Below are 21,036 nucleotides of genomic sequence, written 5' to 3' on the forward strand. Positions count from 1 at the left end.
GTCATCAGGCTTTCGCGCTGCTCGAGGCCAGATTGGGCTCATTGTCCGTGCTCCTGGGGATAGGGGTGCCGGACTCAGTTTCCTGTGCCAGGCGCTTCAGGGAAGCGACGGTTCCCGAAGTCATTTCAGCGGCCACGCCCATCGATGAAAGATAGTTGCGGGCTGATTCCATTTCGAACCCTCGCCGCTCGGCGTGCAGCCGGGTGCCGGTGAGGAAGCGGTCGATGACGGCCTGCCCGTCGCCGGCGAGCTGCTGTGCGATTTCATTGCGGATCCATTCTGTGGCACCGGCGGCGTCTCCGGCGGATACCGCTTCCACGATGAGCGACGCGAGGCCCTTCATGAAAACGCTGCGGAGCAGTTTATGCGCCATAGCGGCGCCGGCGGGGGCATCGAGCGTGTCGACCGGTGCGCCGAGTCCGCGGAAGGCGTCGGCGGCCTTCTGTGCTCCTGATCCACTGATCATCAGGGGAGTAGCGGCGCCCGCGACGGTGACGGGGCCGAGGATGGCGACGTCGGCGAAGTGCGCGTCGGTCTGTTCCAGATCCTGTGCCAGTTTTTCCATCTCAGCTGGGGCTGACGAGGTCATGTCGGCATAAACCGCGCCTGGCTTGAGGTGCGGCGCGCATGTCTCGGCGACTTTGCGTGCGACGGCGGCGGAGGTGAGTGCCAGGACGAGGTCCGCGTCGGCGACGGCCTCAGCTTCAGACGCTGCCAGGCTGACCCCTTCGGGCGCTGGGACTTCTCGTGGATCGAAGGCGGTCACTGTGTGCCCGGCCGACACAAGCGCGGTCGCGTAGCGAGAGCCTGCCTCGCCCAGACCGATGATTGCGCAGTGCATCTGTTTCCTTTCTGCTTCTTCGCAGCGGCGGAAGATTTTTTGATTACCACTGTATGGTAACTACTTCCATCTGCTGGTAATAAGCATGACGTGCCTCAGGTCACATGTCAATGCGGATTGAAGACGCAAGTCACTTGGGGCGTCCTACACCCGCGCGCACCGTTGGCTCAGGGCGAGGGTTACCGAAAGATGTTGTAGCCGCCCCAGCCTGAGCCGGCGATGGTCCGCGTCCCCCAAACGCCCTTGCTGAAGGGGTAGTGGGCGAGCCTTCCGTCGGTCAGTCGGCTGATTACACCCTGGCTTCCGTTGGCGAATGCTGACACCGCGGTGATGCTGTCGACGGCGTTCCACCCGTTGCCGACCAGGCGCCTGGGTTCGGTGATGAAGGTGCCAGTTCCCGTGGAGCGGTACAGCAGCAGGTTGCCGTCGCTGCGCCTGGCGAGGAGGTCCTGCCTGCCGTCCTGGTCGAAGTCCACCATGGCGAGGTAGAGGCCACCCCAGCCGGTACCGCTCTTGATTCGTGGACTCAATGCCTGTCCGGCGCTGTTGCCGTAGTACCAGAGAGTTCCTGCAGCGTCGTAGGCAAGGACACCCGGGTACTTGTCGGCCGCGCGCCAGCGGCCGATCGTCAGGTGGTAATTGCCCCACCCTGAACCGATGGCCTGGGCAGGCGCGAACCCTCCCTCATGTTTTCCGGGGTAGAAACTCAGCCGGCCGCCTTTCCATTGCGCGATGATGTCGAAGACGCCGTCGTTGTTCCAGTCGGTCACGTGCCCCTTCGCCAGCCCGGACCAGCCGGTGCCAATCTTTTGCCGGGGCTGGAAGCCGCCCTGGCCCGTGGCCGGGTAATTCCACAGCACGCCGTCCGGCCCGGCCGCCACAATATCAGCGGGGCTGCCGATGCTCGGGCGGGATGGAGCGGCAGCCGGTTGCTGGGAACCGATCGTGATCATCGAGGCGACACTGGGCACACCGTTGCCGTCCACTGCAAAGAGCAGGTAATTGCCCGGCACCAGCACGCCGGGATCCGCCGGCAAGGTCAGCGACGCAGTGGTGCCTGAAACCGCAGTCGCGGTCAGCGGAACCCGCCGCTGATCGGTGTTCACGGAGTGGGTCACCGTACCCATCCGCATCAGGGAGAACTCCGTGGTCGGCGCTCCAGTGGTCACCGCAATCGTGCTGCCGGGCGTGGCGGAGGCCGGGGCGGACACGATTTCCGGCCGGGTGCGCGGGCTGCCGTCTGCGTTCAGCAGGTAAGGCGGCGTGAAAATCTGTCCGTTCAAGTTATTCGTCGTGCAATTGCCGCACAGGCCACCACCGCCGACGAAGACCTGGCCATCCGGGAGCAGCAGGGCAACGCTGTGATAGGCGCGGGGAGTGGCCATCGGGGCGAGCGTGGTCCACTGTCCGGTCTCCGGGTCCCAGATTTCTGGGGCCCTCGAAGCAGCACCGGCCTCACCGCCGACCACCAACACCTGGCCATCGGGCAGCGCGACTCCATTCGCGAACGTCCGGTTGACGGCCATGTCCGAGGTCCGGGCCACTGTGAGTCCGTTATTGATGTCGATGGTGTCCGCCCGCGCCGTGGCATTTCTGCCCACGTAGTCGGTCGCTCCACCCACGGTGAGAATCTTTCCGACGTCGTACATCACGGCGTTGCCGTTCATTGCGTCCGGGCTATCGGACCGCAGACCGGCCGAACTGATGCTGCCATTGCCTGTGCTCGAGATCCAGTTCATCTGCCGGCTCGGCCCGGCGTGGAACGCCCGGCCACCGGGGGCGGCAAACAACCAGGCATGATTGTCGGACCGGTATTCGCCGGCAGGATCGTTGGTCAGAATGCTGTCGGACGGCACAAGCGGCAGCGTTCGCCAGCCGTCGGCGGCGGACCACACCTCGCCGTGCTTGTTGCCGACGCCGCCGGACCATGACCCGCCGATGGTAAACACCTCGCCGGTGGACGTGGTCAGGTTGGACTGGTATCCGCGGGCGATCTTCATGTCCGGCCCCGCGGTCCAGGTGTTCGTCGCAGGGTTGTACAGCGAGGTCTTCGTGCTGTTGCTGCCCCCACTGACCATGATCTGCCCGTCCGGCAGCATTGACGTCCCGGGGCAGAACATGTCGTGACCGGTGTTGGATACCTGGGTCTGGCTCACCTCGCCGGTGGTGAGGTCCAGAATGGACGTCTGAGTGTATCCCCGGGCCCCGCCATACGTGGTGGAAGAGTAGGCGGACCAGGTCAGCAGCTTGTTGCCCGGCAGCAGCGCCGCCGCAGCCGGGACAAGCGGGAAGCTGATCGTCGGGCCCCAGGACCCCTGCGACCCATTTGCGACGGCCTGAACGGTCAGGTTTCCGGTGGCCTTTTCGGGCTCCGATCCCGCCTCCGTGGCGACAGCTTGCGGCACCGGAACGTGATCGTGTGCTCCGGTCGCGCTCGGAGGCTCGGCCGACGCCGTAGCCGTAGCCGAAGCCCCGTATCCGGCGACCAGCAGGGAGACGATCACAACCGCGGATACAAGTCGCGACATCTGTGCGCCCCCGTCCAGATTCATCCCCCGTGCTTAGCAAAAGCTAACCCGGGCGCCATGTAAGGATCTTGGGACGACTGACGTGGGCTTCGCGCGACAGGTACATCTTCGTCATCTTGGTACCCAACACAGTTCGCCTGCCTACACTTGCCTCAGGTCATGAGCGCCAGCATTAAGCCCCGGCTCGCTGGCCGGCAACCCTCCATCCGCGGCGGGGTGCCCCGGGTGAGGACCCGGCTGTCCGGCGAAGGGTCGGATGGCAAGCGCGGCCCGTGGTGCTCCGAGCATGCCGGGCCCAAAGTAGAGGAGCCTTGAATGTCCAACGGATGGTCCTTCGAAACACGCCAGATCCACGCCGGGCAGGAGCCTGACGCCACCACCGGTGCCCGGGCACTGCCCATCTACCAGACCACGTCCTTTGTGTTCCCCAGCGCCGAGAGCGCTGCGAACCGCTTCGCGCTGGCTGAGCTGGCGCCCATCTACACGCGCATCGGTAATCCCACCCAGGACGCGGTGGAGCAGCGGATCGCCAGCCTGGAGGGCGGTCTGGCTGCCCTCCTTCTCAGCTCTGGGCAGGCGGCGGAAACCTTCGCGGTCCTGAATGTTGCCGAGGCCGGCGATCACATCGTCGCCAGCCCCAGCCTGTACGGCGGGACCTACAACCTGTTTGCGCACACGCTGAAGAAGTTTGGCATCTCCGTCACCTTCGTGGCCGACCCCGACAATCTCGACCAATGGCGCGACGCCGTGCAGCCGAACACTAAGCTCTTCTTCGCCGAGGTTGTGTCCAATCCCCGGCAGGACGTCCTCGACATCGAGGGTGTTTCCCGCACTGCCCATGAAGCAGGGGTGCCGCTGATCGTCGACAACACGCTGTCGACGCCGTACCTGATCCGGCCGCTCGAGTGGGGCGCGGACATCGTGGTCCACTCAGCGACCAAATACCTTGGCGGCCACGGCACGGCGATCGCTGGGGTCATAGTGGATTCCGGCAAGTTCGATTTCGGCAAGGACCCGGAGCGCTTCCCCGGCTTCAACACCCCGGACCCCACCTACAACGGGCTGGTCTACAGCCGCGACCTCGGAGAAGGCGGCACCCTGGGTGCCAACCTGTCCTACATCATCAAGGCCCGCGTCCAACTCCTGCGGGACCTGGGCTCGGCGGTGTCGCCCTTCAACGCCTTCCTGATCTCCCAGGGCCTTGAGACGTTGAGCTTGCGGATGGAACGCCACGTCGCCAACGCGGGGGAAGTTGCCCGCTGGCTGGAGGCAAGGGACGACGTCGAATCGGTCGCCTACGCCGGGCTTCCGTCAAGCCCCTGGTACGAGCGTGGACGCAAGTACGGCCCGAAGGGGACCGGTGCGATTGTCTCGTTCAACCTCGCGGGCGGAGCCGAGGCAGGTAAGCGGTTTGTGGACGCCCTCGAACTGCACTCGCACGTTGCGAACATCGGAGATGTCCGTTCCCTGGTCATCCACCCGGCATCCACTACGCACAGCCAGCTTTCCCCCGAACAGCAGGTCGTGGCCGGCGTGGCCCCGGGGCTGGTCCGGCTCTCCGTGGGGCTCGAGCATATCGACGACATCCTTGCGGACCTCGAGACCGGCTTCCGTGCAGCGAAAGAGGCGTAGGGGGAGTAGCGGCTTCTACCCTCCGGCACAGTTGCCATTACAAGATCATCACCGCGGCCAACTATTGCGCCGCTATTCCTCAAACTTGCCGGGCTTGAGGAATAGGGGCGGCGGCTGGGCGTAAGCCGCCACCCCATCTTTCTACGAGAGTTTCAGAGCGCTGATTTTGTTTCTGTCCTCATGTCGTTGACTTGTTCCTTATTGGCGCCTACGGCGTCACGGCCGGTGAGGTGGGCGGCGGCACGTTCGGCAATCATGATGGTCGGGGCGTTGGTGTTGCCCGTGGGCACCAAGGGCATGATGGATGCGTCCGCGATGCGAAGACCCTTGAGTCCGTGGACCTCGAAGGTTGTAGGATCGACCACGGCCAGATCGTCCTGGCCCATGCGGCAGGTCCCAACCTGGTGGTGGTAGGTCACCACGGATTCGCGGACGTATTGTTCCAACTGTTCATCTGGGACCTCCGGACCGGGGTAGATCTCGGTCGGCTCCCAACCAGCCAGAGCCTGCGTCTGGCCAATCCGACGGCATTGACGCACGGAGGCAACAAGAGCGTCGACGTCCTGTTGTTCCTTCAACGCCCCCAGATCGATGCGCATCGGATCTTCAGGGTTGGGTCCGGTGAGGGTTAGCTCGCCGCGGCTGGCCGGACGAACGAGACCGCCGAGCATTGAGAAGCCGTTGTCGGGGCCCGTCATCTCTGCTGGCCCGTAGTTTTGGGAGTACATCGGGACGGAGAAGAAGATCGGCTGTGTGTCCGGGACGGGCAGGTCCGGGTTGCTCTTCCAGAAGAGATGTACCTCGGCTGGCGCAGTGTCGCCCATAGGCACCGGTTGGGCAGCGGTGGTGAAGATGACTGGCGAAAGCAGATGGTCCTGCAGATTCTTGCCGACGCCGGGCAGATCGTGGATTGGATCGATCCCAACCTCACGCAACTCCTCACTGGGGCCGATCCCTGAGCGGAGCAGCAACTCGGGGGAGTTCAGTGCGCCGGAGGCGAGCACGGTCTCGCCGGCGCGCATCATCTTGGACTGACCCTCATGGTCAAATTCGATGCCGACGACGCGCCCGTCTTCCACCAGCAGCCGTCGGGCCTGCGCGCCGGTGAGAAGGGTGAGGTTAGGGTGGTCAGCTACCGGTTTGAGGTAGGCGCGCCAGGTGTTGAGCCGTTTGCCGTCCCGGACATTGAGTTGCATCCGGGAGACACCTTCGACGGCGCCGGAGTTGTAGTACTCGTTAAGCGGCAGGCCGATCTCCACAGCCCCTGAGAGCATATCTTCCTGGATGGGATTGCGCGGGAAATCCTGGACGACGTCAAGGAGCCCTTCTCCGCCGCGGGTATCGGAGGCGCCGCCGTCGTAATTTTCAATGGCTTTGAATACCGGCAGCACGTCTTCCCAAGACCAGCCGGGACAACCGTTCTGGGCCCAGGTGTCGTAGTCCCACCGGTCGCCGCGCACCCAGATTGTGGCGTTCAGCGCGTGGGATCCTCCCAAAACCTTGCCGCGAGGCAAGTGCAGCCGACGTCCGGCGCATGCTTCCTGCTCGCTGGTGTAATAGTCCCAGTCCTGCTCGCTGTGCCAGAGCAGTCCGAGGGTATAGAGGTGGTCGATATTGGGATTGATGTCGTGGTCGCCCGCCTCGAGCACCGCGACGGGGTTACCGGCGTCGAGCAGACGGCGAGCGATCACGCTGCCAGCGGAACCGGCCCCGACGACGATGTAGTCCAACTCAGATTCCATGGGAGTACCTTCCAGATCAAGGGTTATCAGCGATTGGCGGTTCGCGGAACGCACGGGAGGGAGCGGGCTTTGGGCGGGCGCCCGTGAAGATGCGGGGCGGATAGTTGTTCTCGCCGCGACGATTCGATTCGGTGTCATTTTGTGAGCCGCATGGCTCGCAGGCGCGCCACCAGTGTCGATGCAGTCAGAGCCACGCGGTTTCGACGGCGATGATGATCAGGGTTGATCAGGTGGATGAACGACTCCCGAATCGCCCCCAGGCTAACTGTGGCAGTGGCCCCCCGCGGGTGTGCTGGGTGAGACGTCGAGGACCGGGCTTCGGTCGAAGAAGCCTTCCGGGCGGAGCTTGAAGCCGACGGTGTCCACGGGCATGATCGGCCAGTCCTCAACACGCGGGAAGTGCGTGAGGCCGAAGGTGTGCCAGACGACGATGTCCTGTCCGTCGATGTCGCGATCCTGTGCCACGTATTCGGGCAGGCCGGCACCGCCAGAATGCTGGTTCACGAAGTCCCCGGTGGGGTAGCGCTCGTCCTCCGCGAACCGGGTGACCCAGAGGTCCTTCGTTGCGAAAGCCGCGCGCCGGGCAATGGAGGATTCGGGGTCTGCCAGCAGCGTGGGCTGGCCCTCGGAGTGCAGCTTGTAGGCCACGGGCTCTCCCAGCCGGTTGCGGGCGTCGGGGTTGGAGATCACCCAGGTGCGCCCGTTACGCGAGTCCGATTCACGCACGCCCTCGGATTCACGGGCCAGAACGGTGCGTTTCCGTGAGAAGGCGTTGCCGCGTGGGTTGTCCGGGCCGAGGGGCTGGCGGACGACTTCTTCCTCCTCAACCCGGTTGGTGTAACCGTCGATCGCCATATCGAGGCGGGCGCTGAAGAGATGCTGGTGGAACGGCGCCCCAAGCCCGGGTGCCATCTGCGACATGTTCGCGGACGCTTCCTCGGTGTACGCGCTGGTGAAGACGACGCCGGTCGCTTTGGCTTCGAACTCGATGGTCCCGTCGAGGTAGAGGTACCAGTAGAACCCGTAGTCGTAGTTGCCCACAGTGGTGAAGAACGAAATCACCAGGCGTCGGTTGCGCCGTGTGTAGTTGATCCCGGACCAGAGGTCGCTGTGCTTGGCGAGGATTCCCCAATCTTCTTCGTGCATGCAGATTGCGTTGCGGATTTCGCGTGGGTTGCCCAAGGCGTCGCTGATCACGGGGCTGAGGTAGGTGATGTCGCCCAGGCAGTCGCAGCCGAGCTCGAGGGAGTTGGCGTACTGGCCCACAAGGTATTCGCCGGTGTCGAAGTAGTTCTGCCAGGACCGGACGGGGGATGGGTCACCGTAGGGAACCACCATCTCCGCGATGGACGCCCGCTTGATGATGGGGCGAACCCGGCCTTTGTCATTGAACGAGAGGTTGTGCAGGACCACGCCCTCACGGACGTCGAAGCCGACGTCGACACTCCAGTTCTCCCACTCGACGTGGTTGCCTCCTGTGACGGTGAAACTCGGTCCCTCGGGCTGGGTGATGCTAATGGGCTTCTGGCTGGTGCGCATCGGGCCGGTCAGTTCAGGGTCGGTATAGTTTCCGTGCTCCTGCGGTACAGGCATGGGCCCCAGGTCCAGTATCTGCGTGACCTCCTTACTGACGACGTCGACATAGGCAACCAGCCCGTCGATCGGATGCGCCCACGCGCTGTCGGTCTCGTGCTCCTGGACGAAGGCGAGACCGCGGAGGATCCGGCGGCCCTTTTCCTCGGCGTACTCGTACACCCCTGCGGATAACGGTGCAACGCGCACGTTGGCGACGTCGAGATTCCTGTCGGCGAGGGCGGCCAGCCACCGCTCGTCGGTGGACAGTAGCTCTTCCACCACAGCGAACTCCTCCTCGAGCACGGGGAGTTCACCGGTAGCCGACGTGTCGAGCTCCACTGTGGACAGCACCTGACCGGTGGTTGCCGAGACGACCACGTCCACAGGCGCCGAGCCCGAGGTGTCGTGGAGGAAGGCCCGGAAACGGCGGCCTTCCTCACCGTTAGCCGCTGCACGACTGGGATCAAGAAGCCCGAGGTACGCGATCCGCTTGGTTGGCCCCAGAAGGTCCTGCTCGCGGAGGACGCTTTGCACCGTCATGATTTCTTCGGCTGTGGGCAATGCGTAAGAATTGGTGGTCGCTGTGGGTGACGTCGTCATGGCAGTCCTCAATAGCTAGTTGTTCTATCCCCGTAGAATATCCGCACTGTAATGTGGATCACAAGGGTTCCAAGCAGGGAGAAGTAAGTGCCGAAGATTGTGGACCACGATCAGCGTCGGGTGGAACTGGTGGATGCTACCTGGCGGATCATTGCGCGGCAGGGGATGGAAGGCGCCACCATGCGGGACATCGCCGTCGAGGCCGGTTTCTCCAACGGAGCCCTCAAGCCCTACTTCCCGACCAAAGCCGACCTGCTCACCTTCGCCTTCCGGCACGTCTTCAACCGCACCAACCAGCGGATCGCCCTGTCCACCTTCAATAAAACCGGGACCGCCGCCATACGTGCCCTGGGTTTGGAGGTCCTTCCCATTGACGAAGAGAAGGTCAACGAAGCCCGCATCGTCATCCCGTTCTGGCAGAAAGCCGTCACCGATCCGCACAAGATGGCCATCCACCGCGAATCGATGGAGCAGTGGCGCCTGGCACTGATGCGCTACCTCGGAGAGGCACGCAAGGCGGGCGCCATCACCACCGCCGTTCACGACGACGTCATCCGGGAGCAACTGATGAACCTGTTCCTGGGTGCGCAGATCACGGCTGCCCTGGCGGACCCGGAGGAGGACCATCCTTCCTACGCCGACCAGTTAGACGGCTTCCTGGCCAACCTGGCGTGAATTAAATTCGCCCGTTGTGGAAAATCCCGTCTGGGTCTACGCTGTAGCAAATGTGTCCTACGACACATCCGTCTATGAAGTGGAGTACCCATGGAAACCTACGACGCGCTTCTCGCCTCGATCACTCCCACCTCGGGCCCTACCCGCACCATCCTTGATCCAGCAACCGGTGAGCCCGTGGGCGAGGCGCCCGAGCACACTGTCGACGATCTTGAAACTGCGATTTCCGCAGCGGAAGCCGCCCAGCCCGCATGGGCTGCTCTTGGGCACGAAGAGCGCAGTGCCGCGCTCCTGAAAGCTGCCGACGCCATCGACCGCTCTGCTGAGGAACTGGCGCATATCCTCTCCCGCGAGCAGGGCAAGCCTCTCAACGGGCCCAACGCCCGCTTCGAGGTCGGCGCGTGCTCAGCGTGGCTCCGCGCAGCCGCCAACCTTGAACTGGAGCCCCAGACGGTAGCCGACGACGGCGAAACCTTCGCTCAGATCCACTACCGCCCGATCGGTGTGATCGGGGCAATCGGACCGTGGAACTGGCCGATGATGATCACCATCTGGCAGATCGCTCCGGCACTGCGGATGGGCAACGCCGTCGTCGTCAAGCCTTCGGAGTACACGCCGCTGAGCGTGCTTGCGCTGGCGCATGTCATCAACGAGGAACTCCCGAGCGGCCTGTTGAGTGTGGTTTCCGGCGGTCGCGATGTGGGTGCACGTATGGCAGAGCACCCTGCGATCGGGAAAATCATGTTCACTGGATCTACCGCCACAGGCAAGGCGATCATCAAGTCCTCGGCGGACAGCGTCAAGCGCCTCACTCTCGAACTCGGAGGGAACGATGCCGGCATCGTGCTGCCCGACGCCGATCCCAAGGCGATCGCGGAAGGACTTTTCTGGGGTGCTTTCATCAATACAGGCCAAACCTGCGCCGCCTTGAAGCGTCTCTACGTTCACGAAGACATCTATGACGAGGTCTGTGAAGCCCTGACCGCCGTAGCGGAGGCAATGCCGATGGGTGTTGGGCTCGACGAAGCGAACGTCCTCGGCCCGCTGCAGAACAAGCCGCAATACGACATCGTTACCCGTTTGGTGGACTCGGCGAAGGAATCGGGCGCTCGTGTCCTCACCGGAGGGGACCCGAAGCCGGACCAGCCCGGCTACTTCTACCCGGCCACGCTCGTTGCCGACATCGACAATGACAACCCGCTGGTCACCGAGGAACAGTTCGGGCCGGTCCTGCCGATCATCCGTTACAGCACGGTCGACGAGGCTATCGACAAGGCGAACGGGCTGGACGTCGGCCTGGGCGCGTCAGTGTGGTCTTCCGATGTTTCATCCGCCCGCGAGGTGGCCGCACGGATTGAGGCCGGCACCGTCTGGATCAACAAGCACGGCGCTGTTGACCCGCGTGTACCGTTCGGCGGCATCAAGCAGTCCGGCTACGGGCTCGAGTTCGGCGTTGACGGTCTCAAGGCCGTCGCAGTCCCGCAGGTGATCAACGGCTGACCTGCTTCCAGCGGCGACCCGAATCAGAATAAATACACGCGGCACCACAGCGACAGATAGGTACCGCGACCCCTGTGGTTGAAGCGCGCCCGCGTGCGGTTGCGCTGATCACTCAGGAACCCAAGGCTCATCAAAGGAGATAGCTCATGGACAGGACCGATACTGTGTCCGCCGGCGGATCAAGCGCCGCGGACGGATCAAGCACGATGCTGCGCCGGGGCAGGCTAGGAGTCATCGGCGTCGTATTTTTTGTCGTAGCCGCCGCGGCACCGCTGGTGGGCATGACTGGCGCAGTCCCGATCGCCATCGTTCTGGGTAATGGAGCGGCCGCCCCGGGCGCGTACTTGGTTGTCGGGCTGACGCTTCTTCTTTTCAGCGTTGGCTATTCAGCAATGAGCCAGAGGGTTACCAACGCCGGTGCATTCTTCGCCTACATCGGCCGGGGTTTGGGAGAACACCTCGGCCTCGGCTCCGCGTTCGTTTCGCTGATCGCCTACGTCGCGATCCAGCTCGCCATCTTCGGGTTCTTTGGCGGACTGATGGCGGGGCAAATCGGTGCTCTTGGCCTTGAACTTCCCTGGTGGTTGTGGGCATTCATCGCCTGGGCGGTCGTCACCATCCTGTCCCTGGCAAGCGTCGATGTCGGAGCGAAGGTGCTTGGGACCCTGATGCTGCTTGAGGTTCTCTCACTGGCGATCACCGCCGTCGCAATCCTCATTGACGGCGGACCGGAGGGCTACGACTTCGTGGCATCCTTCTCTCCGCAGGCCATCCTGGTGGGCGGACTTGCCGGCTCGGCCGGTATCGCGTTTGCCTTCGCGTTTGCCTCCTTCATCGGGTTTGAAGCCACGGCGATCTATGGCGAGGAATCCAAGGACCCGAAGCGGATTGTTCCACGGGCCACCTACCTGGCGGTTGTTTTGATCACGGTTCTGTTCGCCGTCACCGCGTTCGCGCTAGTGACCGGTATGGGAGCGTCAACGGTAGTCGAGACCACGGTCGAATACTCGACCGTGGACGGAGTGCCGCTTGCCGACCCCGCTGCCGTTCTCTTCACGCTTGCCTCCCAGTACGTTGGCCCGTGGATGGCCACTGTCATGAGCATCCTGGTGCTGTCGAGCCTGTTCGCAGGACTCCTGGCCTTCCAGAATGCAGCCAGCCGCTATGTCTTCGCACTAGGACGTGGGGGAGTGCTCCCCGGCCGGCTGGCACGGGTCAACAATGCGGGGGCGCCCCAAAGCGCCTCACTGACGACGTCGGCTGCCACCGGTGTGGTGATCCTGCTGTTCACGCTGTTCCAGCTGGAACCCATCCTGAACATGTTCTATTGGTTCAGCGGCCTGGCAGTGGTGGCGATTGTGCTGATCGAAGCGCTGGTTTGTCTCGCGGTCATCGCCTACTTCCGCAAGAACAAGGGGGAGGAGGGCGTCTTCACGACGATCATCGCGCCGGTCGTGGCACTCATCGGGCTCCTGATCGGCGAGTACCTCCTCATGTCGCGGTTCGGCTTGTTGGCCGGGACGACCGCTGAAGGCGTGGATCCGACGGTGACGCCGTGGGGTCTGAGTCCGCTGGGCTGGGCCCTGGTTGCGCTGCCGTTCGTCGTGCTACTAGTCGGCTATCTCTTCTCGCGGGTTGCGGCACCGGAGAACGAGGAGTTCATCCGGGACGAGTTGTCCTGATCGCTCCTGCTGCGCAGCCGGCCACTCGCTGCGAAGTCGGTACGCCTGGGTTCACCTCGGGAGAACCCAGGCAGCTGCGTCGGGCGGGAGGAGTCCCTCTGAGGTAAGCGGCGACGACGTCAGTACTACCTGCCCATCGGGCAGCCGGGCGGCTTCGTCGCCCATGGCGACCGCGACGAGGAACTGTTCGCCTCGCCGGCAGATGAGTAAACCGCCGTCGTCGACCCTCCAGGTGCCGCCGTCGTCGGGTGAAAGTATTTCCTTCTCGGTCAGCTGTTTCCGCAGTTCGAGGGCCTCGATGGTCAGGTGCAGGGTTGAGCTCTCATTCTTGAGGTTCGCTTCCACGGACCGCATGCCCCAGTCCGCCGGCGTCGGCAGCCACGGTTCGGCCGCGCCGGCGGGGGAGAAGCCGAAGGTGTTGTCCGGTGTGATGGTCCAGGGCAGCGGGACGCGGGCGCCGTCGCGGGATACGCCGCCGCGGGTCCACATCGGATCGACCCGGGCGTTGAGCGGCACGTCGACCTCGGGCAGGTTGAGTTCCTGGCCCTGGTAGATGAACGCGCCGCCGGGGAGGGCGAGGATGGCCAGCAGTCCGGCACATGCGCGCAGGAACCCGCGGTCGCCACCGCCGAAGCGCGTGGCGGAGCGGACGATGTCGTGATTCTCGAGCGCCCAGGTCGGTGGTGCCCCGTGTTCCCGGCGGGCGGCTTCCAGTTCCGTGCCGACCGCTGCCCATGCTTCGGCGTCCCAGCCCAGCTTCACGAAGGCGAACGCGAACGCCTGGTGCATCTCGTCGTGCCGGGTGTAGCGGGCGGCGCGGTGCGGATCGAGGTTGACCTCGCCCCGCGGTGCGGATCGAGGTTGACCTCGCCGACGAGCACCCGTCCGGGGGAGTAGGAGTCGGCGACGCGGCGCCACCGCCGGTAGACATCATGCACCTCCTCCTGGTCGGAGACCTGGGGGTTGGAGCGCAGGCCGTCGACCACGGAGTTGGTGTTGGCGGCGTCGGGCAATCCGTCGGCTTTGAAGAGGGCATGTGCGACGTCGATGCGGAGCCCGTCCACGCCCTTGTCGAACCAGAACCGGAGGACGTTCTCGAAGTAGTCGCCGACCGCCGGGTTGCGCCAGTTCCAGTCCGGCTGCTGTGGGGAGAAGAGGTGCAGATACCACTCCTGGTCGGTGTCCGAGCCGGGGTTCACGCGGTTCCAGGCGCTGCCGCCGAAGACGCTTTGCCAGTTGTTCGGTGGGGTGTCCCCGTCGCGGCCGTTCTTGAAGTGGAACATCACCCGCTCCGGGGAGCCGGGGCCGGCGGCGACGGCCTTCTGGAAGAGGGGATGCTCGGACGAGCAGTGGTTGGGCACCACATCGAGGAAGATCCGGAGCCCGAGCGCGTGAGCGGGTTCCAGCAGTTGGTCGAACTGCTCCATGGTGCCGAATAGTGGGTCGACGCCGCAGTAGTCGCTGACGTCGTAGCCCTGGTCCACCTGCGGGGATGGCTGGAACGGTGTCATCCAGATGCCGTCCACGCCGAGCGATGCTATGTAGGGCAGGCGGGTCAGCAGGCCAGCGAGGTCACCGACGCCGTCGCCATCACCGTCCGCGAAGGAGCGTGGGTGGACCTGATAGATGACGGCGTCCTGCCACCAGCGGGGGTTTTGCTCCTCCGGGTGGCTTCCAGTCGTCATCGGTTCTCTCTCGCAGCTGTTTCAGTGAACGGGTTTCATGATCTTGCCTTACCAACACTACGCAGCGAGCCAGACGGTTTGCGGCCGACCAGGAAAGCCACTTCGGGGGAATCACCTCATCTCGGCCAGCCGCCGCAGGGTCTTCGTGTCGCACACGGGTTCCCGCCGACGTCGTTCTGAAGTATGCGTAGGCGCTGCGGCAACAGCTGAGTGGACGAGGGGGCTTCACCAGACTGCCCGGGTGGATGGTCTATAGGTAGGCGTAGTCGTTGTGCTGTCGGCATGTTGACCGCTAAGCGCCAGTCTCCATAGCGAGAATATTGACGGCGAGGAGATAAACAGCACCGCGCCGCTTCTACCGTATCTGCGTCCGAAATGCGGCATATGATGGCCAAAAGAGTGGCGAGATGGCTACACGCACGAAAGGACGCAGATGGCAGGCAGACCGAGGCAGGACAACGGGCAGGTCCAAGGAGCTGCGGCGTCGCTGTTGAATGGTCTTGCTGTACTGGAAGCCTTTTCCGTTCAAAAACCGGTGCTTGGTGTGACTGAGGTCGCTCAGCGCGTTGGCCTCCACAAGAGCACCGTCTCACGCATTCTTGCCGGATTAACAGAAGCTGGATATGTTCAGCGGGATGAGGAGACGGGACGGTATCGGCTGGGGCTGGGCCTCCTTGCGTTGTCCGGTCCTTTGCTGGCGGACCTGGATGTCCGCCGGGCTGCGGTTCCGTATTTGGAGCAGTTAACGGAAACCACCAAGGAAACCAGCGCAATCTCCGTCTGGAATGGTCATGAGGCCATCGTCGTGGAGCAGGTTGCCAGCCCGTATCAGGTCAAACACACTGCCACCATCGGAACCCGATACAACAAGTTCGAGAGTTCCTCGGTGCGGGTCTTCCTTGCAGAGCTGGCTCCGGCCCTCGCAACCGAACTTATCGAATCCGGGCGGATACTACGCACGCCAGAAGATGGTTTGCCGTTGGACCACGCCACCCACCTGCAGGAAGTCTCCCGTCAGGCACACGCCATCAACGACGGTTCGACTGCCGACGACGAGTTTGGGGTCTCCGCTCCGGTTCGGGATTATCGAGGCAAGGTGGTTGGTTGCATCACTGTATCCGCCCCCCTTTCCCGCGTGCACAAGCACGCCACCAGGGACACTCTGGTTGAAGCCGTGCAACATGCTGCCTCGGAAGTATCCACCCGCCTGGGCTGGTCTGCTTTCCTTCCCGGCTGATTCACCACGCATCGTCAGCAATACCCCTGCCCCGGCGCGCCACAGCGCAGCCCAGGGGATCCCGGGCCGCGCTGTGGTGTGGTGACCTGATCAGGCCACGGATCAGGCCGGATCCGCGGGGGCTGCCACCTCGGGCTGGGGATCCGAGAGGGTCTTCGGGACGGTGTCCTCGAACTGCGGGAGGCGGTTCAGGTACTCCACCACCGAATCCGTGGACTCCACGTCACCGAACTTGTTGTCGATGTCGTAGAGGTTCCACTGCACGACGCCCGGGACGCGGTCGCCGATTGTCTCCCGGGCGATGATCGGGCGGAAGCCCTTCGCGATCGCGTCCTCGACGGTGTGGCGCACGCACCCGGCCGCGGTCGCACCGGTCACGATCAGGGTGTCGATGCGGTTGGAGGTCAGGAAGAGCTCGAGGTTCGTCCCCGGGAACGCCGAGGCGCGATTCTTCTCGATCACGACCTCGCCCTCCGCGGGCGCAACGCGGTCGTCGATCTGCGCCCAGTAGGAATCCGCCGGAAGGGTCTCCGTGGGGATCTTCGAGTACCACAAACCCATGTCGTTCGTTCCGGAGGTGGCGTCGCGGTTGCGATACACGTTGGTGGTGTAGAAGACCGGAATATTCTTGGCACGCGCAGCCTCGTTGATCCGCTGCACGTTCGGGATGATCTCCTCCATGCCCGGGCAGCTGAATGGGTGACCCGGACGGGTCCAAGCGTTCGCGAGGTCGATGTGGATGACGGCGGGGCGGTTGCCATAGCCGATCCGACGCTTGAACCCTCGTTCGTTGTAGATGTCCGTGCCTGCTTCGAACGCCTCCTCCAGCACTGCTGCAAGACGGGATTCGATGTCGTTGAACGTCTCTGTTGTCATGGCTGTCTCCACTCTCTCGGTCTGTTGTGTTTCTGGAAGCAACAAGGCCACTAGCGGAGCTTTTGTTGCTGTGCCATCACAGTAGTTGCTGAGTATGCAACATGCAACCCCTTTCCTGAAGCCTGCCCGATTTCATTTCCTGCGTCTGTGTGGCCAAGGAATCCAGGACCCCTGAAAAGCATGAACTCCGGAGCAATTCGATTTATCCAGGGTGACGGGTCAACCTTCACTTCAATCATTCAGAGCATCCGGCCTTGTGGGCGGGGCGCCGGAAAAAAGAGCCGCCAGCCATTGCATGTTGTCGATAAAGGAACTAAATTGCTCTCTAAGCAACAATGTGAGCTACGGCACATCGGATTGCGAGACCGAACCCGCGGCGAGAGGGCAAGCTCCAAGTCCCGGGTGAAACCGGGCTTCGCCGCGAGGCACCCGTCTTTCCCTTCAACCCAGTCCTGCACCAAACTTTCGAAAGGACCCCTTATGAAGCGCATCGGAGTAGACGTCGGCGGTACATTCACCGACTTGTATTTCTCGGACGACGACCAGCGCATCGCCGTTGTGGAGAAGGTTCCCTCAACCCCGCACGACCCCTCTGAAGCCGTGATCAATGGCATCGTAAAGCTCTGCGCCAAGGCCGGTGTGTCGCTTTCGGAGATCGACCAGCTGGTGCACGGAACCACGGTCGCCACGAACACCGCACTGACGCACACCGGTGCGGAGGTCGGGATGATCACTACCGAGGGTTTCCGGGACATCCTGCACATCGCCCGGCACAAGAAGCCGTACAACTTCTCCCTCCAGCAGGATCTGCCCTGGCAGACCAAGCCCCTGATCAAGCGCCGCCACCGGCTCACTGTCAAGGAGCGCATCACCGCACCGAACGGCGAGGTCTTGGTTCCATTGAACGAGGACGAGGTCCGTGAGCGCGTGCGCGAGCTGAAGGCGGCCGGCGTCGAGGCCATCGCCGTCTGCCTGCTGCACTCCTATCTGAATTCCGCCCACGAGCAGCGGATCGGGGAAATCGTCGCGGAGGAGTTCCCCGAGGCTTACCTGTCCCTTTCCAGCGAGATCGTGCCCCTGTACCGGGAATATGAGCGTTTTTCCACGACGGCGCTGAATGCTTATGTCGGGCCACGGGTCTCGCGCTACCTGTACCGCCTGCAGGAGCAGGCCGAGGGACTGGGTTACAAGCGGGAGATCCTGCTGATGCAGTCCTCCGGCGGTATGGTCCCGATCAAGGAGGCCGCCAAGCGGCCCGTCACCTTGATGATGTCCGGACCGGTCGGCGGCCTGATCGGCGGCATGTGGGCCGGCCGTCAGTCCGGCTTCGAGAACGTGGTCACCCTGGACATTGGCGGGACGTCGGCTGACATCGGTGTGGCTTACCAGGGTGAACTGCGCATGCGTCACCTGCTGGACACCAAGATCGGCGACCACCAGGCCATGGTCCCGATGGTGGACATCGACACCATTGGTGCCGGCGGCGGCTCCATCGCCTACGTCGACGCCGGCGGCGTCTTCCGCGTCGGTCCGCAGTCTGCCGGCGCCGTTCCTGGCCCGGTCTGCTACGGCCGCGGCGGGACGGAGCCGACATCAACTGACGCCCAGATGCTGCTCGGGCGCATGCGCCCGGACCGCGTCCTGGCTGGCTCAGGTATGGATCTGGATCTCGATGGCGCACGAAAGGCCATGGAAGGTCTGGCGGAAAAACTTAACATGTCAGTGGACCAGGCCGCCCTCGGCGCCCTGCAGATCCAGAAGTTCGGCATGACCCAGGCAATCGAGCAGAACTCCGTACGCCGCGGCTACGACCCACGTGACTTCACCCTCGTCGCCGCCGGCGGTGCCGGCGCACTGTTCGCCTGCGAGATCGCCGCGGAGCTGGAGGTCCCGAAGGTACTGATCCCGGCCCACCCCGGCATCATGGCCGCGACCGGTCTGCTGGCCACGGACGAGAAGTACGAGTTCGTCGCTACCCGACGGTTCACCTTCACCACCGCGGACCCCGCCGCCATCCAAGGCTCCTATGAACAGTTGGAGCGCGAAGCCAACGACCAGCTCGATGCCGAGGACGTCCCGGCCGAGCGTCGAAAGCTCGAATGGCTCGCCGACGCGCGCTACGAGGGCCAGGGATACGAGATCCGCTTCACCGCCCCCGCCGGGCCCGTCAACCAGGCCTGGCTGGAAAAGGCCGAGGCAGCGTTCCACGATGCCCATTTCGAGGAGTACGGGCACCGCTTCAAGAACGGCACCGTGGAAGTCATCAACATCCGTGTGGAGGCCAGCGCCCTGATGGATGACCTGCCCACACCGGAAGCAATCAAGTCCGGTTCCCTCGATGACGCCCTGTTGGAAACCCGCCCGGTGACCTTTGAACAGGATGGCAAGCCGGTCACCCTGGACACCAGCTTCTACGACCGCGACAGGATGGGTGTGGGAATCACCTTCACCGGCCCCGCCATCATCGAGCAGTACGACTCCACCACAGTTATTCCTCCGGGATTCTCCGGAACCGTGGATGCGGCCGGCAACCTCGTCATCGACTGCCCGGCAGCCACCCAGTCTGCTGAGAAACTGGCCACCCCGATCCTGATGCGCGTAATCGGCGGCGCCCTGAACTCCGCGGCAAAGGAAATGGCCTCGGTGCTGTTCCGCATGGCCTACTCCTCGATCATCCGCGAGTCCGAGGACCTCGGCGCGGGGCTGTTCGACAAGGATGGCAACGTGCTGGCCGAGTCCGACTCCACCCCGATGTTCATGGGCTCCATGCCCAAGATCGTCAAGGGCGTGATCTCTGTCCTGGGCGACGACATCCACGACGGTGACATCATCCTGCACAACGATCCGTACCTGGGCGCCACGCACTCCCCCGACGTGGCGATTATCGAACCGATCTTCCACGACGGGGAACTCGTCGGTTTCGCCGGTGCCTCTGGCCAGCTGATTGACAACGGCGGTGCATACTCCGGACTGATGGTGGACATTCAGGACATCCAGTCCGAAGGCACCATTTTCCGTGCGGTGAAAATTTCCGAGAAGGGCGTGCGCCAGGAATCGCTGATCCGGCACATTCTCAACAACACCCGGACACCCACCTCCAACGAAGGTGACTTCCAGGCGATGATCGCCGCCTGCGAGCTGGCCAAGTCCCGCTACATCGCCCTCATCGAACGATACGGTTTCGGTGCGGTCCGGGAAGCCGGCCAGAGCTGGATCGACTACTCGGAGCGGATGCTGCGCCAGGAGATCGCCAAGATCCCGGACGGCGTCTACGAGACCGAGGTGGGATATCTGGACGACGACGGCCGGAACTACGGCAAGAAGCTGCCGATTGTCGTGAAGGTGATCGTCGAGGGTGACGAGATCACGTATGACCTCACCGGATCCTCTGAACAGGTGCCCACCGCTTATAACTGCGCTTTCGAGGGCACCACTGTTTCGGCGTTCACGTTCATCACCCGGATGATGTTCCTGGATGAGGTTGCCTTCCCGGTGTTCGTGCCCCAGAACGAGGGCATGCTGAAGCCGCTGAAGGTCATCGCCCCGGAGGGCACTATCTTCAATCCGACGTACCCGGCCGCGACCTTCTCGCGGTTCTCTCAGGTGCAGCGGGCCGTCGACCTGGCCCTGCGGGCCCTCGCCCCCGTCATTCCCGAGCGGGTCACCGCCGGCAACTCCGCCCACATCCACTTCATCTCCTATTCCGGATGGGACGAGAAGCAGGGCGAGTACTGGGTCTACCTCGAGGTCAACGAGGGCTCCTACGGCGCTCGCGCCACCAGCGACGGGCCGGACTCCGTGGACAATCTCATCGCCAACACCCGCAACAACCCGATCGAGGAGCTCGAATGGCGGTTCCCGATGCGCACCGACCGCTACGAACTCCGCACCGAGCCGGCGGCTGCCGGTGAATTCCGCGGCGGCATCGGCATCGTCCGGGAGAACACCTTCCTGACCGATACTGCAATCACCTGCGAGGGTGAGCGCCACGAGTCTGACGTGCCATGGGGTGCCTTCGGCGGCCATGACGGTCTCAACGGGTCACTTGTGAAGAACGTCGGCCGGGCGGGTGAGGAGTCCTGGCCGTCCAAGGTCACCGGGCGTCAGCTGCTGGCCGGGGACTCCTTGCAGATCACCGTGCCCAGCGGTGGCGGCTTCGGAGACCCGCACCGCCGGGACCCGCTGAAAGTCCTCGAGGACGTGCTGGACGGATTCACGACCGCCGAGGCGGCAGCCCGTGACTACGGAGTGGTCCTCAAGGAGGTCAACGGCCAACTCACCGTCGATCTAAGATCAACCGCCGAACGCCGAGAGGTTTTGGTTGCAGAGCTCAGTTCCGCAATCCTAAGCCGCTAGCCGCAGTAAAAGGGGCGGCTTGGAGCCAGTTTTATGCTGGCCTCCGGGCCGCCCCCTTCGTTCCGTACTGATCGCATCCCCACCCATCCCCGTGAATTAGGAACCGT

13 protein-coding genes and 1 riboswitch are annotated in these 21,036 nt (G+C 63.7%); of the genes, 6 read left to right on the top strand and 7 right to left on the bottom strand.

Translation table 11 applies throughout. The features are described 5' to 3' along the window. Nucleotides 1-4: 4 nt before the first annotated feature. Together AC4D1W_RS15275 and AC4D1W_RS15280 are read right to left on the bottom strand one after the other, a co-directional pair. Nucleotides 5-841 (bottom strand): NAD(P)-dependent oxidoreductase, encoded by an 837-nt coding sequence (locus tag AC4D1W_RS15275; protein ID WP_490899292.1) that lies wholly within the window; start codon nucleotides 839-841, stop codon nucleotides 5-7. A gap of 179 nt (nucleotides 842-1,020) precedes the next feature. Continuing rightward, on the bottom strand, nucleotides 1,021-3,369 hold the full coding sequence (locus tag AC4D1W_RS15280) for a galactose oxidase-like domain-containing protein (RefSeq protein ID WP_490899294.1): 2,349 nt from the start codon (nucleotides 3,367-3,369) through the stop codon (nucleotides 1,021-1,023). Between the two features lie 155 nt (nucleotides 3,370-3,524). After that, nucleotides 3,525-3,641: riboswitch (SAM riboswitch) on the top strand. 43 nt (nucleotides 3,642-3,684) lie between these two features. Between AC4D1W_RS15280 and AC4D1W_RS15285 the strand changes: the two genes are divergently transcribed. Next, nucleotides 3,685-5,001 (top strand): bifunctional o-acetylhomoserine/o-acetylserine sulfhydrylase, encoded by a 1,317-nt coding sequence (locus tag AC4D1W_RS15285; RefSeq protein ID WP_490899295.1) that lies wholly within the window; start codon nucleotides 3,685-3,687, stop codon nucleotides 4,999-5,001. A 152-nt stretch (nucleotides 5,002-5,153) separates the two neighbouring features. On the opposite strand, the gene AC4D1W_RS15290 is transcribed toward AC4D1W_RS15285, so the two are convergent. Then, on the bottom strand, nucleotides 5,154-6,743 hold the full coding sequence (locus tag AC4D1W_RS15290) for a GMC family oxidoreductase (protein WP_490899296.1): 1,590 nt from the start codon (nucleotides 6,741-6,743) through the stop codon (nucleotides 5,154-5,156). Nucleotides 6,744-7,004: 261 nt separating this feature from the next. Next, complete coding sequence (locus tag AC4D1W_RS15295; protein WP_490899297.1) at nucleotides 7,005-8,918, bottom strand: primary-amine oxidase; 1,914 nt, start codon at nucleotides 8,916-8,918, stop codon at nucleotides 7,005-7,007. An 87-nt stretch (nucleotides 8,919-9,005) separates the two neighbouring features. Here AC4D1W_RS15295 and AC4D1W_RS15300 point away from each other — a divergent pair, with 87 nt between their 5' ends. The 3 genes from AC4D1W_RS15300 to AC4D1W_RS15310 all read left to right on the top strand — a co-directional run bounded on the left by AC4D1W_RS15300 (nucleotide 9,006) and on the right by AC4D1W_RS15310 (nucleotide 12,775). Next, complete coding sequence (locus tag AC4D1W_RS15300; RefSeq protein WP_490899298.1) at nucleotides 9,006-9,593, top strand: TetR/AcrR family transcriptional regulator; 588 nt, start codon at nucleotides 9,006-9,008, stop codon at nucleotides 9,591-9,593. 90 nt (nucleotides 9,594-9,683) lie between these two features. Continuing rightward, nucleotides 9,684-11,093 (top strand): aldehyde dehydrogenase family protein, encoded by a 1,410-nt coding sequence (locus AC4D1W_RS15305; RefSeq protein ID WP_490899299.1) that lies wholly within the window; start codon nucleotides 9,684-9,686, stop codon nucleotides 11,091-11,093. Between the two features lie 146 nt (nucleotides 11,094-11,239). After that, nucleotides 11,240-12,775 carry an APC family permease gene (locus AC4D1W_RS15310; protein ID WP_490899300.1) on the top strand — a complete coding sequence of 512 codons (1,536 nt, stop codon included), beginning with the start codon at nucleotides 11,240-11,242 and terminating at the stop codon, nucleotides 12,773-12,775. Between the two features lie 51 nt (nucleotides 12,776-12,826). On the opposite strand, the gene AC4D1W_RS15315 is transcribed toward AC4D1W_RS15310, so the two are convergent. Both AC4D1W_RS15315 and AC4D1W_RS15320 read right to left on the bottom strand, forming a co-directional pair. Continuing rightward, the gene (locus AC4D1W_RS15315) at nucleotides 12,827-13,564 is read right to left on the bottom strand and encodes an alpha-amylase family glycosyl hydrolase (RefSeq protein ID WP_490899301.1); all 738 of its coding nucleotides are present in this window, start codon (nucleotides 13,562-13,564) and stop codon (nucleotides 12,827-12,829) included. Then, nucleotides 13,534-14,460 (bottom strand): alpha-amylase family glycosyl hydrolase, encoded by a 927-nt coding sequence (locus tag AC4D1W_RS15320; protein ID WP_490899302.1) that lies wholly within the window; start codon nucleotides 14,458-14,460, stop codon nucleotides 13,534-13,536. The genes AC4D1W_RS15315 and AC4D1W_RS15320 overlap by 31 nt, the downstream gene beginning before the upstream one ends. Before the next feature lie 433 nt (nucleotides 14,461-14,893). On the opposite strand from AC4D1W_RS15320, the gene AC4D1W_RS15325 reads away from it, so the two are divergent. Next, the gene (locus tag AC4D1W_RS15325; protein WP_490899303.1) at nucleotides 14,894-15,697 is read left to right on the top strand and encodes an IclR family transcriptional regulator; all 804 of its coding nucleotides are present in this window, start codon (nucleotides 14,894-14,896) and stop codon (nucleotides 15,695-15,697) included. Nucleotides 15,698-15,799: 102 nt separating this feature from the next. Here AC4D1W_RS15325 and AC4D1W_RS15330 read toward each other — a convergent pair whose 3' ends face one another. Further along, a complete protein-coding gene (locus tag AC4D1W_RS15330) occupies nucleotides 15,800-16,573 on the bottom strand; it encodes an N-carbamoylsarcosine amidohydrolase (RefSeq protein WP_490899304.1) in 774 nt (257 codons plus the stop codon). 480 nt (nucleotides 16,574-17,053) lie between these two features. On the opposite strand from AC4D1W_RS15330, the gene AC4D1W_RS15335 reads away from it, so the two are divergent. Beyond that, nucleotides 17,054-20,929 carry a hydantoinase B/oxoprolinase family protein gene (locus AC4D1W_RS15335; RefSeq protein ID WP_490899305.1) on the top strand — a complete coding sequence of 1,292 codons (3,876 nt, stop codon included), beginning with the start codon at nucleotides 17,054-17,056 and terminating at the stop codon, nucleotides 20,927-20,929. Nucleotides 20,930-21,036 lie beyond the last annotated feature (107 nt).

This window comes from Arthrobacter sp. TJ-170, assembly GCF_058269305.1.

Excerpts from the sequence above, each read along its gene's own strand:
- AC4D1W_RS15275 (WP_490899292.1), bottom strand. The coding sequence starts at position 841 with ATGCACTGCGCAATCATCGGTCTGGGCGAGGCAGGCTCTCGCTACGCG.
- AC4D1W_RS15280 (WP_490899294.1), bottom strand. The coding sequence starts at position 3,369 with ATGTCGCGACTTGTATCCGCGGTTGTGATCGTCTCCCTGCTGGTCGCC.
- AC4D1W_RS15285 (WP_490899295.1), top strand. The coding sequence starts at position 3,685 with ATGTCCAACGGATGGTCCTTCGAAACACGCCAGATCCACGCCGGGCAG.
- AC4D1W_RS15290 (WP_490899296.1), bottom strand. The coding sequence starts at position 6,743 with ATGGAATCTGAGTTGGACTACATCGTCGTCGGGGCCGGTTCCGCTGGC.
- AC4D1W_RS15295 (WP_490899297.1), bottom strand. The coding sequence starts at position 8,918 with ATGACGACGTCACCCACAGCGACCACCAATTCTTACGCATTGCCCACA.
- AC4D1W_RS15305 (WP_490899299.1), top strand. The coding sequence starts at position 9,684 with ATGGAAACCTACGACGCGCTTCTCGCCTCGATCACTCCCACCTCGGGC.
- AC4D1W_RS15310 (WP_490899300.1), top strand. The coding sequence starts at position 11,240 with ATGGACAGGACCGATACTGTGTCCGCCGGCGGATCAAGCGCCGCGGAC.
- AC4D1W_RS15315 (WP_490899301.1), bottom strand. The coding sequence starts at position 13,564 with ATGCACCAGGCGTTCGCGTTCGCCTTCGTGAAGCTGGGCTGGGACGCC.
- AC4D1W_RS15320 (WP_490899302.1), bottom strand. The coding sequence starts at position 14,460 with ATGACGACTGGAAGCCACCCGGAGGAGCAAAACCCCCGCTGGTGGCAG.
- AC4D1W_RS15325 (WP_490899303.1), top strand. The coding sequence starts at position 14,894 with ATGGCAGGCAGACCGAGGCAGGACAACGGGCAGGTCCAAGGAGCTGCG.
- AC4D1W_RS15330 (WP_490899304.1), bottom strand. The coding sequence starts at position 16,573 with ATGACAACAGAGACGTTCAACGACATCGAATCCCGTCTTGCAGCAGTG.
- AC4D1W_RS15335 (WP_490899305.1), top strand. The coding sequence starts at position 17,054 with ATGAAGCGCATCGGAGTAGACGTCGGCGGTACATTCACCGACTTGTAT.